General features: G+C 33.2%; 9 protein-coding genes. 4 read left to right on the forward strand and 5 right to left on the reverse strand.

The window, feature by feature from the left end:
• Positions 1 to 73 precede the first annotated feature (73 nt).
• Positions 74 to 2,248 (reverse strand): carboxy terminal-processing peptidase, encoded by a 2,175-nt coding sequence (locus AC1DVP_RS07345; RefSeq protein ID WP_477182848.1) that lies wholly within the window; start codon positions 2,246 to 2,248, stop codon positions 74 to 76.
• A gap of 211 nt (positions 2,249 to 2,459) precedes the next feature.
• Here AC1DVP_RS07345 and surE point away from each other — a divergent pair, with 211 nt between their 5' ends.
• The 3 genes from surE to lpxB all read left to right on the forward strand — a co-directional run bounded on the left by surE (position 2,460) and on the right by lpxB (position 4,762).
• The gene (gene surE / locus AC1DVP_RS07350) at positions 2,460 to 3,239 is read left to right on the forward strand and encodes a 5'/3'-nucleotidase SurE (RefSeq protein ID WP_477182849.1); all 780 of its coding nucleotides are present in this window, start codon (positions 2,460 to 2,462) and stop codon (positions 3,237 to 3,239) included.
• 11 nt (positions 3,240 to 3,250) lie between these two features.
• Positions 3,251 to 3,523 (forward strand): hypothetical protein, encoded by a 273-nt coding sequence (locus AC1DVP_RS07355; protein ID WP_477182850.1) that lies wholly within the window; start codon positions 3,251 to 3,253, stop codon positions 3,521 to 3,523.
• A gap of 126 nt (positions 3,524 to 3,649) precedes the next feature.
• Positions 3,650 to 4,762 carry a lipid-A-disaccharide synthase gene (gene lpxB / locus AC1DVP_RS07360; protein WP_477182851.1) on the forward strand — a complete coding sequence of 371 codons (1,113 nt, stop codon included), beginning with the start codon at positions 3,650 to 3,652 and terminating at the stop codon, positions 4,760 to 4,762.
• Between the two features lie 156 nt (positions 4,763 to 4,918).
• Here the strand turns inward: lpxB and AC1DVP_RS07365 are convergent, their stop codons facing one another.
• On the reverse strand, positions 4,919 to 6,262 hold the full coding sequence (locus tag AC1DVP_RS07365; RefSeq protein WP_477182852.1) for a serine hydrolase: 1,344 nt from the start codon (positions 6,260 to 6,262) through the stop codon (positions 4,919 to 4,921).
• 614 nt (positions 6,263 to 6,876) lie between these two features.
• Between AC1DVP_RS07365 and AC1DVP_RS07370 the strand changes: the two genes are divergently transcribed.
• The gene (locus tag AC1DVP_RS07370; RefSeq protein WP_477182853.1) at positions 6,877 to 8,913 is read left to right on the forward strand and encodes a ComEC/Rec2 family competence protein; all 2,037 of its coding nucleotides are present in this window, start codon (positions 6,877 to 6,879) and stop codon (positions 8,911 to 8,913) included.
• A 7-nt stretch (positions 8,914 to 8,920) separates the two neighbouring features.
• Here the strand turns inward: AC1DVP_RS07370 and AC1DVP_RS07375 are convergent, their stop codons facing one another.
• The 3 genes from AC1DVP_RS07375 to AC1DVP_RS07385 all read right to left on the reverse strand — a co-directional run bounded on the left by AC1DVP_RS07375 (position 8,921) and on the right by AC1DVP_RS07385 (position 12,936).
• Positions 8,921 to 9,430, reverse strand: a complete 510-nt coding sequence (locus AC1DVP_RS07375; RefSeq protein WP_477182854.1) for a thioredoxin family protein — start codon at positions 9,428 to 9,430, stop codon at positions 8,921 to 8,923.
• Positions 9,431 to 9,540: 110 nt separating this feature from the next.
• Entirely contained in the window at positions 9,541 to 11,064 is a 1,524-nt protein-coding gene (locus tag AC1DVP_RS07380) for a peptide MFS transporter (protein WP_477182855.1), read from the reverse strand.
• Positions 11,065 to 11,154: 90 nt separating this feature from the next.
• On the reverse strand, positions 11,155 to 12,936 hold the full coding sequence (locus tag AC1DVP_RS07385; protein WP_477182856.1) for a peptide MFS transporter: 1,782 nt from the start codon (positions 12,934 to 12,936) through the stop codon (positions 11,155 to 11,157).
• Positions 12,937 to 12,947 lie beyond the last annotated feature (11 nt).

Genomic DNA, 12,947 nt, shown 5'->3' on the forward strand with positions numbered 1-12,947 from the left:
AATTTACAATCAATTCCCTATAAGAAACGCTCCAAAAATTGGAGCGTTTCTTTATACTCATCAGATGCAAAATTTACGATTTAACTAACTTCCCTTTTTTATCTCCAGGAATAGTACTTTTTACAATTGATTTGGTTTGCAAATCATCAAGTACGTTTAAGGCCTCTTCAACATAAATATCTTTAGACAAACTTTCATGCCATCTGTCTCTTTTTTCTTTTAGGACCGGATCTTTGCTAAACCCTTCTAATTCATATGGCAATGAATTGAATTTTAAATTATTTTTATAATCAACAATAGGTTTAAACTTTTTGGCCGCTTCTTCTATTTGATTTTGAGCAACTTTAAACTTATCGATATTCAAGCTGTAATTATTCTCATTGCTTCTGCTGTCAATCCATTTTGCATTCTCTTCAATCAATTGAAATTGTACATTTTTTTCAATTCTTTGTTTGCTATTAGCAATTGCCTGATCAAACTTTGAATTTTTATTCCAAACGTTATAAGGAGCTGGATCAATTTTATCCCACTTCATTGCATTTTCTTCATCACGTTCTCCCATTTTTAAATAAGCATAACGGTCTGGCATAACCACATCACTGCTTACCCCTTCAAGCTGAGTAGAACCTCCATTTATTCTATAAAATTTTTGAGTGGTTGTTTTTAATGCCCCTAAATCACCAGCTGAACTATTGCGTACAAATTGATTCAAATCAATTACATTTTGAACAGTTCCTTTACCATAGGTTTGCTTACTTCCAATAATGATTCCTCTTTTGTAATCCTGAATAGCTGCTGCCAAAATCTCCGAAGCAGAAGCTGAAAATTCATTGACCATTATTACCAATGGACCATCCCATTCAATTTTTTTATCAGTATCATATAAAATTTCTTTTTTCTTTCCCGCTGACTTTATTTGAACGATTGGACCCTGCTCAATAAATAGTCCAGCAATATCAACAACAGTAGACAAAGATCCTCCACCATCATCACGCACATCCAAAACAATGCCGTTCACACCCGCTTTTTTCAATCTGTCTACCTCAAGTGCAATATCTTTCCCAGCATCTCTGCCATCTTTATTTTCAAAATCGATATAAAATTTAGGCAAATAAATCACACCATATTTGTTACCATTCTTTTCAACCACACTTGATTTAGCATAAGTTTCTTCAATCTCTACAATATCTCTTATTATAGAAATAACTTGAATAGTCCCATCTACTTTTTTAACAGTTAAACGAACTTCAGAACCTTTTGGCCCTTTAATTTTTTTAACTACATCATCCAAACGCATTCCAACTACATCAACTGGCACACCGTTACCTTGTGCAACTTTCATCACTAAATCTCCAGCTTCTAACTGTTTTCCTCTCCAAGCTGGCCCGCCTGATATTAATTCTGAAATTTCGGTATAGTCATTCTTTTTTTGCAGTCTGGCACCAATTCCTTCCAATTTTCCGCTCATACTCACGTCAAATCTTTCCTTTTCTTCTGGAGCAAAATAAGTGGTATGCGGATCAAAACGAGCCATAATTGAGTTGATATACAATGTAAACCAGTCGTCTCTTTTTAATTCACTCATAAATCCAAAAGAATCATTCAATGAATTCAAAGAACTCTCTCTCGTTTCCGTTTCAAGAGCCGCATCTGTTTTTATTACATATTTTGGATCTTTCAATTTCTTATCCTCTTCTAATTTTTTCTTGTCCGTAAAAGATGAAAGAGTAGACAACTTAATTTGTTTTCTCCATTTTTCCTTTAATTCCGTACTGTTTTTAGCATATGGAGCTTTATCATAATCCACATTAAAATCCTCATCAATGCTATAATCAAAAGGCTTGCTTAAGATATCTTTAAAAATCTTTTTACTTTCATCCATACGAAGCATTAAACGATCATAAGTAAGATTAAAGAAAGTCAAATCTTTATTCGTTAATTGATCATCCAGTTCCAATTCGAATTTGGAAAACTCATTAATATCCGACTGTAGGAAAAAACGCTTAGACGGATCCAAAGCTGCTATATAATCCTTATAGACACCTTTTGAAAAATCGTCATCGATAACTGCCGGATTATAATGTCCTTTCTCAATTACAAACGTCAATAACTCCAACAATATTTTGTCTCTTTCCGGATCAATCGCTTTTCTTGAATTAATATTAAATGCAAATAAGGTGACCGATAAACACACTACTGCTATGAGTATTTTATAATTTCTTTTCATAAAGCTTACAATAGAATTCATCAATTTTTTAAACTAAGTTACATTAAAAACCATGCCACCTCCCAATTTCGCTGCATAATTTTTTGTTAAAGATATAAAATAGATTTTCTGACATTAAAAAAACTAAGCAGAAAAAATATATTTTATTTGTTCGCAATATAAGATTTTGTGTTAGTACATTTGTTTTCAAATACAATTTTTATCAAAAAATTATTCTTTTTAACTTCCCTCAATGAAAAATGAAAGGCCTTTAATACTAATTACGAATGACGACGGAGTTTCCGCTCCAGGAATCCGAACTTTAATAGAAGTTATGGCATCAATAGGAGATGTTATTGTTGTCGCACCCGACAAACCCCAAAGCGCAATGGGTCACGCCATTACCATAAACGACACGCTATATCTCAATAAAATTTCAAAAGATACTGACGCTATAACAGAATACAGCTGTTCTGGAACTCCTGTAGACTGCGTAAAAATAGCCGTGCACGAAATTCTGAAAAAAAAGCCTGATCTTTGCGTATCAGGCATTAACCATGGATCCAATTCATCCATAAATGTTATTTATTCCGGAACCATGAGTGCCGCCGTAGAAGCAGGAATCGAAGGCATACAAGCAATTGGATTCTCCTTATTAGACTACGATTGGAATGCCGACTTTACACAAATCAAGTCCCACATCAAGACCATAACTCTGGAAGTCTTAAATAATAAACTGCCAGAAGGCGTCATCTTGAATGTAAATTTTCCTAAATTAAAAGAAAAAGAAATCAAGGGAATTAAAATTTGCCGTCAGGCGAATGCGATTTGGACGGAAAAATTCGATAAACGTAAAACCCCTCAAGGCAAAGATTATTACTGGCTTACTGGAGAATTCGTTAATCAGGACAAAGGGGAAGACACTGATGAATGGGCGTTACGAAACGGTTTTATCTCCATAGTACCCGTACAATTTGACCTTACTGCGCATCATGCCATACAAAATTTAACCAAAAGAGACTGGATTAAATAAATAAAAGAAATATGAATAAAATAGATTTACTTATCGGATTTATAATTGGAATCATTGCTTGTTTCCTGGGAATGTTTCTTTATATAACCATTGTAATGCATACCGATTTTTCAACAGGCATCCAAATGATGAAAAACGAAGGCCATCTCGGAAAAATTGTCACTCTTGGCGCCATACTCGATTTAATCGTCTTTGGAATTTTATTAAAAATGAATAAAGAACTTATGGCAAGAGGCGTTGTATTGGCAGTTATTATGCTTACCATTGTTACCTTGTTTCTTTAAAGGTGACGCTAAATTACTGAGATTCCAAGTTTTTTTAATTTCTACTAAAAATCTTAGAGTCTCAGAATCTTAATCTAGAATCTTAATATCTAAATATTATCATTGTTCATCCAAAAATTCACAAAAATGAAATACTATATTATTGCAGGAGAAGCTTCTGGAGATTTACACGGTTCCAATTTGATGAAAGCGCTCTATGAAGAAGACCCAAATGTCGACATCCGTTTTTGGGGTGGCGATTTGATGCAAAATGTAGGCGGGACTTTGGTAAAACATTATCGTGAGCTGGCTTTCATGGGTTTTGTCGAAGTAATTTTTAATCTGAAGACTATTTTAAATAATATCACTATCTGCAAAAATGACATTACGCAATTCAATCCTGACGTAATTATTTATATCGATTATCCCGGTTTTAATATGCGGATTGCTAAATGGGCCAAACAAACTGGATATAAAAATCACTATTACATTTCCCCGCAAATCTGGGCTTGGAAAGAAAACCGAATCAAAGCCATCAAACACGACATTGACAAAATGTACGTGATTTTACCTTTTGAAAAAGATTTCTACGAAGTCAAACATAAATTCCCAGTTGAATTTGTCGGCCATCCATTAATTGATGCCATTCACAATCAATCGGGTATTGACACCAACACTTTTAGAGCCGAAAATCATTTATCCGACAAACCGATTATCGCTATTTTACCCGGAAGCCGAAAACAGGAAATCAGCAAAATGCTGTCGGTAATGCTAAGCGTTGTCAGCGATTTCCCTGATTATCAATTTGTGATTGCTGGAGCACCAAGTCAGGAATTATCATTTTACCAGCAATTTATTTCTGGCGAAAACATAAAATTCATCTCAAACAAAACCTATGCTTTATTGCGCAACGCCACCGCTGCCTTGGTAACCTCAGGAACGGCAACACTTGAAACCGCTCTCTTCAAAGTTCCCGAAGTCGTTTGCTACAAAGGCAGCTGGGCTTCCTACCAAATCGCAAAACGCATCATCACCCTCAAATACATTTCACTCGTTAACCTAATTATGGACAGAGAAGTGGTAACCGAATTAATTCAGGACGATTGCTCCACCAAGCGCATCCGAGAAGAGTTAACCAAAATCTTAGATCCTAATTATCGTAAAACACTGCTCGAAAACTACAATTTACTCGAGGAAAAACTAGGCGGAATAGGCGCCAGCAAAAAAACAGCCTATTTAATTGTTGATGCTATAAAGTAATTTTAAAATAATTTGCTTCGCCAGTTTACTAAAAAGCTCGTGTGGGCGTACTACCATGAAGAAAAGACCTTTAAAATATCAATAAACTGTTTTAGATATTCATTTTGGCACAAAAATATTTATCTTTTGGTTAACATTCCCTTGTTTACATATTTTTTACTGAATTTTGTCCCCTATTTTTGTAGACAAACCTTGTCTAATTTTTAATTGAAAAACAAGGTTTTCTTTTGAAATAAATTCAATGTCCATGTCTTCCCCTTTAACAAAAAAAGTATTTTCATTTTCGGGTAATAGTTTTAACTTTTGGTCATTGTTGATTTGCAAAAATAAAGTTCCATTTTCAAGTGTAACATTAGCAATATAATTCTTTGAAACTTCGTATTTACTAATATATGACAATAGAACCTCTTGCTTTAGCTGTATTACTTGTTTAGGTTTAGGCAAAGTATATGGCTTATTTGTTATTATTTTATAAACCGAATTGCCAATTCTCTCTAAAGATGAAGATGTAATGTTATTTAATAAAATAATGCAGATGTCGTTTTCTTCATTCATTAAAAAATAGCTTGTAAACCCTTCAATATTACCTCCGTGATTTATAATTTTATCGTTCCCAATTGTGTCAATAAACCAACCATAACCGTAACTGTCCAAAAATGGAGTTGTTGCTAAACCAAAAGTTTTTTTTGAAATAATTTTGTTTGCTTTTAATCCATTGTATAATTTGAGCAGGTCGGAAATTGAGCTATATAATCCGCCCGATGAAAAAAGCAAATTTGGATTCCACAAATTTGTCTCTATTTGTTTTGAATTAGATAAGTAAGAATATCCAGTTACTTTATTTTTTCCTTCTTTAACTTGGTTGTAGTCACATCCGGTGTTTGTCATTTTGAGGGGGTTCAAAATATACTTTTTTAAGCAATTCTCATAGCTTTGTCCAGTCACTTTTTCAATTATCATACCCAATAAATCATATCCACTATTTGAGTAACTGAACTTTGTGCCAGGCTCGAAATCTAATGGTTTATCTTTGAAAAAACTGATTATTTCAGTACTATTAAACTTTTCATTAGTCTTTAGCTTTTCACAGTAATATGGGTTTCTTAAGATCTCATAAATTCCTGATGTATGCGTTAGCAGATGTTTTATGGTGATTTTATTGCCCATTGGATAATTTTCAAAAAAATTGCCTATTGTGTCATCTATAGATATTTTATTCTCTTCTATAAGTTTTAAGACCAAAAGTGCCGTAAATGGTTTGGTAAGTGAAGCTATTGGAAATATGCTTTTTGAAGAAATTTTCCCATTATTGATTGTATTACTGTAACCATAACTTTTCTCGTAAATTTCCTTGCCTTTTTTAGCAATCATCAAGGTGCCGTTAAACATGTTTAATGACACGTATGCTTTTAGAAGACTATCAATTTTTACATTATCGTCTTGGGCGTTTACTGATAAGTTAGTAATTAATAAAAATACTAGGAGAATTCGTCTAATCATATCTATAATATTAAATTTATGAAATTTATGCCAGCATTAGCTCATCTAAAAACCTCGGCTCTTTCTTACTTTTGTCAATAAGCATATAAATATAGTGGGTTAAAACTACAATTAGATTGCTTTTTTATAAAAGACATTGGATGTACTTTCCAAAAAATATTGTGTAAGAACCCTAAAAAAGGTTTTTTATGATCAATACAATTATCTTCTGTTGCTACATGAAAACTATTTTTCCCTCTTTCAAAATATTTCTGTCTACTATAAATAAATCCGGTTTATAAATAAACATCATGATTAAAATCATTATTAAGCCGAATATTTTGAACAAGGTTTTCGTTATTTTTAAAATTACAGATAACTTGTATATACTTGCTATAAAATAGCTACTATAAATCCAAATTTAGGTAGCTTGGCGTAGATTTGCTTCATTCCATACTATTTCCAAATATAGAAATTTATAGCTATAAACCCGTTCAGTATGAATTTTGTTTATACAATTTTTTTACTCCGTATTAATCGAAGCAAAATTAATATTTGTTAGAAATCTCAAAAACCCTACCTTAAATTACAAATAAAAAGACTTTATTTCTTACAAAAATTTGTATTTTGGCGATATGAAAGTATTACAATTCCCATTAGCCAGAATCGCAATAGCCTTTATTGCAGGCATACTGATTACTTATTTACTAAAACCTATTCCAACGGCTATATTTGCTTTTCAGGCTATAACTGTTATTGTTTTTATCAGTGCGTATTATTCAAACCAAAAAAACATCAAAATTCAACTGCGTTTCGGCATAGCAGTCTATCTCCTCGCCTTTTCCATCGGTGCCACTACACAAACCATCCACACTGATTCCAATAGACCAGACAACTACACTCATTACAAAAATATTTTTGACAAAAACCACACTTTCACGCTGACATTAAGGGAAAAATTAAAAAGTACCGCTTTTAATGAACGCTATATTGCCATACTAAATTCGGTTGACAAAGAAAAAGCATCTGGCCGAATTCTGCTCAACATGCGCAAAGACAGCTTGTCAGATCATTTTATCATTGGAAATCAATTAAAAATAAATGCTTCATTAATTAAAAACACCACTCAAAAAAATCCAAATCAATTTGATTATTCCAAATATCTCGAAAACAAACAAATCTATGCCCAGCTCTATGCTGCCCCAAATGAAACACAACTCAACTCGGAAATAACAAAAGACATTTGGTATCACGCATCGCAATTCAGGACTCGGATTATCCAAAATTTAGAGAAAAGCAAATTCAGTAATAAAGAATTGAACGTCGCCGCAGCGCTCATAATGGGACAGCAACAAGACATTGCTCCAGAAATTATACAAGACTATCAATATGCGGGAGCTGTGCATATTTTATCAGTTTCGGGATTGCATATTGGTTTTATACTATTGTTTGTCACTTTTGTGCTGAAACCTTTTTCAAACACCAAAAAAGGCGCTTTCATCAAGCTATTAATTACACTTGCCAGTTTGTTTCTTTTTGGAATTCTGGCGGGGCTTGCTCCTTCAGTTGTGCGGTCTGTGACGATGTTTTCGTTTGTTGCCATTGGTCAGTATCTAAGGAGGAGCGTCAACATTTATCACACGCTGCTCGTTTCTATCTTACTTATTTTACTGTTCCAGCCTTCTTTTTTATTCGATGTAGGTTTTCAGCTGAGTTATGCGGCGCTGTTTTTTATTGTTTGGCTGCAGCCTCTGTTCGCAAATATCTGGAGACCAAAAAACAAAATCGGGAACTACTTTTGGGACATATTAACCGTTTCATTTGCGGCGCAGATTGGTACGCTGCCACTTAGTATTTATTACTTTCATCAATTTCCGGGGTTGTTCTTTGTTACAAACATCATTGTGATTCCATTCCTAAGTATTATTATGGGAGTTGGATGTTTAGTAATGGTCTTAGCCTCTTTTAACTGGGTTCCTTTTTATCCGGCAAAAATACTGGAATTAAGTATTCATTATTTGGACAAAATAATTAGTTTCATTGCTTCATTTGAACAGTTTATTATAAAAAACATTCCTTTGAACGCTCCTCTTCTAATAAGCAGTTATTTGGTAATTATTACCCTAATTATAGCATTCCAACAGAAAAACGCCAAAAGCGCATTAGTAGTATTATCAGCTGTTATAACATTCCAATTGTCTTGCATATCAACCAAATGGGGGATTCAGAATCAAACCGAATTCATAGTCTTGAACACCTCCAAAAAAACACAGCTCATAGAAAGAAACGGAACTATAGCAACTGTGTATACAAATGACAGTATTCTAAAGAATATCAAAAACAACACCATGTTATCATCTTACCTGACTGCTAATTTTAGCACTTTAAAAGAACAGCTGAAATTAAAAAATCTGTTTTATTTCAAAGGAAAAAAAATCCTTTTGATAGACAGTTCAATGGTATTCCCTAAGAATATTCATCCTGATATTCTACTGCTGACACAGTCGCCGAAACTCAATCTGGACCGACTACTGCATCTTATAAAACCCAAAATTCTTATTGCTGATGCATCAAATTATAAGTCAGTTCAAAAAAAATGGGCAGCAACTTGTTCTAAACAAAAAATCCCCTTCCATGCAACTGCCGAAAAGGGATTCTTTAAAATTAACTAATATTTTTTTAAGCTTTCTTAGTTTTTGATTTAGCTTTAGATTCTGAGGTTAACGCCGTTTTTTTCACAAAAGGATCAGCCGAAGCAATCCATGCAGCAGGTCCGCCAGCCACATAACCAGTACTTCCCAGACCTTCAAAATTTATTTTACCCTCTTTATTAACCTTAGCATTTGCAAAATAAATTGTTGGAAAACCTTGTATTCCGAATACTTGCTGCAGTTCGTTATTCTGTGCTTTAACAGCTTCAGATTGGGCAGTTCTTCTAGGATAATCCAATTCTACAAGAATTACGCTCTCATTTGCCCATTTACTGAATTCAGGTGTTTTTAATACTTCATTTTGCAAACGAATACACCAGCCACACCAATCACTTCCTGTAAAAAACAACAGCAGCGGTTTCTTCTCTTTGTTAGAAACTTTGATAGCTTCTTTTACATCTGTGTACCATTTTAATTCTTGCGCTTGAGAAACACTCAGCCCAATAAAAAAGAATGCGATTAAAATTATTTTTTTCATCTAGCGTATTTATTAATTCTTTTAAGCAAATTCAAAAACTGAACTTTATTTGCTTCAAAATATATTTCTTAATTTACAAATTTATACAAAATAACAGTAAAAGTGATCACTTACTTTACTTCTTGCATTAATTTTTTAATTAAAGGCGAAATCACAATTAAAATGACTCCGGCAATTAATGAATATAGTCCAAGTTGTTTGTATCCCTCTGTATAGGTAGTCAAGATTTCAAGTTTTGAAGCCCCTTCCTTAGCTTCGGACAATCCTGCTCCGATAATCCCTGCTACATATTGTCCATAAGCGCTAGCCAGAAACCACATTCCCATCATCATTCCCTGAAGGTTTTTGGTCGAAAGTTTTGTCATAATTGACAATCCAATTGGTGACAAACATAACTCACCAAAAGTGATTACTAATAACGCTAAAGTGAATACATTTAAAGAGGTAATTCCAGCAAGTGTTGCGAAAAAACTAGTAGCAAAAAGCACGTAATATCCTAATCCCAGGAATATAAATCCTAATCCAAATTTTATAATTGTATTGGGCTCTATTTTCTTTTTGCTAAGCAAAATCCATAAAAGACCTAAAAGAGGCGCTAAAAAAATAATAAAAAATGAACCCCCTGAATTGTTCACGCCATTCGGGTCTAGAGTCATTCCTAGTAAATTTTTATCTAAATTTTCAGCAGCAAAAATACTTAATGAACCACCACTTTGTTCATATATCCCCCAGAAAACAATAGAAAACAATATAAAAATTAAAGCTGCCCAAAGTTTTTTCCGTTCTTGTGAAGTCACTTTTGTCATTTCATAAAACAGATACAGTAATGTTAATGGCCCGATTGTCCACATAAAATAATCGGTATATTCCGTTTTAGATACCATAATTTGGATAATAGGTACCATCAGAATAGTTCCAACATAAACCGAATATTCTAACCATTTTGAAATAACTTTCGATTTGACTTCTGCCAATGGATGTCCTGGCTGCAAACCGATTGTTCCAAGTGATTTTTGAGTAAAAATAAAATTGATTAAGCTCACTATCATCACAATTGCAGCTAAACCGAAAGCAACATTCCATCTTTTATCTTCGGATATTAAATTAGCAAACATTTCACCTTTCCCTATAGCAATACACAAATATCCCCCTAATAATGCGCCTAAATTTATACCTGCATAAAAAAGAGAAAATCCGGCATCGGTTCTTGAATCACCTGATTTATAAAGATAACCAACCATTGTAGAAATATTTGGCTTAAAAAAACCAGTCCCAATAATCGTAAACGAAATTCCTAAAAAGAAAAACTCGCGAGGATTGGCAGCTAAAATAGCACTCCCAACAATCATCATTAATCCTCCCCAAAAAAGTGATTTTCTGAATCCAAGAATTTTATCCGCAAATAATCCTCCAATAAAAGTAAAGGCATACACAAAAGCCTGTGTTGCCCCATATTGAAGATTGGCTTCAGTTTTTTGAAAATCCAGTTCAGATATCATAAAGAAAACCAACATCCCACGCATTCCATAAAAACAAAAACGTTCCCACATTTCAGAGAAAAAAAGGCTCCATAATTGCCTAGGATATTTTCCTTTAAAATTTTGAATTTGTTCTAAACTTAAATTCTGTTCCATTATAATTATTTTAAGTATGTAAATAAAAAACATCATCTTTCAGATTGAATCCAAAAGATGATGTTTCCAGTATTTTTTTATTTCATTAAATTATCTGACACCATGCATCATTTTTTTCAAAAATGGAGTTAATGCAAATAATAATAGTGCCGCAAGTCCAGTTAAACTCACAAAAACCATAAAGAATTCAAATAAATTATGAATTTCAAACCCAACAAAAACAGGGTTATGATCCATAATTTGATTTTTGTCCAATAATTGTAATTGTTCAGCTGTTGGTATTATTTTTTTATCCAATACAGCCTGAAGATCTATCCCTAATTCTTTTGCTTTTACAAATTTGTCTCCTGTGGCTGGCAATATTGCTCCTAAAGTTCCCGCTAGTGCATATCCAGATGCATTTGACAAAAAAAACACACCATATAGTAAAGAAGAAAAACGTTTTGGTGATAATTTTCCAACTAATGATAAACCAATTGGAGACAAACATAATTCAGCACAAGTATTCAATAAATACAAAAGGATTAACCATTTAAGTGCTAACAAACCTGAGCTACCAAGATCTTTAACCTGATTTGCAATCATAAAAAAACTTACTGCAATCAATAATAAACCATAGGCTAATTTCACAGGCGAAATAGGTTCTTTATCATTTGCTCTTAATTTATCCCACAACATACTGAATGGAACAGCTAAAGCAACAACAAATAATCCATTAAAAATTTGAACCATTGATGGAGGCATATCCCAAAACAACACTTGTGTTATATGAAATCCATTACCAATAACTAATTCATATACAGCTTTAAAGAAACCTAAAAAATATCCTAAATAAACAGGATAATTTATCAATCTATCCGTTTGATTATCAGCAATAAAAGTTAATGAAGAACCTGCCTGCTCAAATGCAGCCCAAAAGAAAATAATGAAAAAAGAAATTATATAAATAACCCAAATTCGGTCTTTTTCAACTTTTGTCAATGAACTGTCAGATAAAATTAAACCCGCCAAAGTTATACCGCAGGCATAAATAATTGGATAAATAATGGTTTTAACAACATTATCGCCGTCTACTGAAAAATGAAACAAAAAGAACATTCCAATAAAAGCTAATGCCGAAACTATTAATGATTTAGTCGAAAAAACTGCACTTTGAGCTTCTCCTTCTTCATAATCAGATGATTCATTTTTAGATGGGTGCCCTCCTAATGGCTTACCATCCGGAGTAACCACATATTTATTTTTCAAGAAATAAAATAACAGCGTTCCTATAAGCATTGCAATTGCCGCTGCAAGAAACCCCCATTTGAAAGCATGAATATCTCTTATACCTCCTTCGCTTTTAACATCTCCTACTAATGGACATATAAATTGACCTAAAAAAGCTCCTATATTGATTCCCATATAGAAAATGGTAAAAGCAGTATCCAATTTTGTTTTTTCCTGTTTTGGATACAAACTTCCCACCATACTGGAAATATTTGGCTTAAAAAAACCATTCCCAAAAATGATTACTCCTAATCCCGAATACATTATAGCTGTAGCTAACCCTATATTATCACCAAAAACACTTGCACTGGTAAATAATAATAATTGCCCTATACCCATTAATAATCCGCCCAGCATAATACAGTTCCTATTTCCAAAAAAACGATCTGCAATAAAACCTCCTAACATTGGAGTTAAATAACAAAGTCCAAGAAAACCTCCATAAATTAAAGAAGCGTCTTCTTCTTTCATTAATAAAGAATTTACTAAAAACAGGGTTAATAGGGTCCGCATTCCGTAGAAGTTGAAACGCTCCCACATTTCGGTTCCAAACAGCACCCAAAGCCCTTTTGGATGTGCTGTATTCATTTTAGTTTCTGTCATTTTTTTGTTTT

The organism is Flavobacterium sp. P3_A6 (assembly GCF_056403035.1).

Excerpts from the sequence above, each read along its gene's own strand:
- AC1DVP_RS07345 (WP_477182848.1), bottom strand. The coding sequence starts at position 2,248 with ATGAATTCTATTGTAAGCTTTATGAAAAGAAATTATAAAATACTCATA.
- surE (WP_477182849.1), top strand. The coding sequence starts at position 2,460 with ATGAAAAATGAAAGGCCTTTAATACTAATTACGAATGACGACGGAGTT.
- AC1DVP_RS07355 (WP_477182850.1), top strand. The coding sequence starts at position 3,251 with ATGAATAAAATAGATTTACTTATCGGATTTATAATTGGAATCATTGCT.
- lpxB (WP_477182851.1), top strand. The coding sequence starts at position 3,650 with ATGAAATACTATATTATTGCAGGAGAAGCTTCTGGAGATTTACACGGT.
- AC1DVP_RS07365 (WP_477182852.1), bottom strand. The coding sequence starts at position 6,262 with ATGATTAGACGAATTCTCCTAGTATTTTTATTAATTACTAACTTATCA.
- AC1DVP_RS07370 (WP_477182853.1), top strand. The coding sequence starts at position 6,877 with ATGAAAGTATTACAATTCCCATTAGCCAGAATCGCAATAGCCTTTATT.
- AC1DVP_RS07375 (WP_477182854.1), bottom strand. The coding sequence starts at position 9,430 with ATGAAAAAAATAATTTTAATCGCATTCTTTTTTATTGGGCTGAGTGTT.
- AC1DVP_RS07380 (WP_477182855.1), bottom strand. The coding sequence starts at position 11,064 with ATGGAACAGAATTTAAGTTTAGAACAAATTCAAAATTTTAAAGGAAAA.
- AC1DVP_RS07385 (WP_477182856.1), bottom strand. The coding sequence starts at position 12,936 with ATGACAGAAACTAAAATGAATACAGCACATCCAAAAGGGCTTTGGGTG.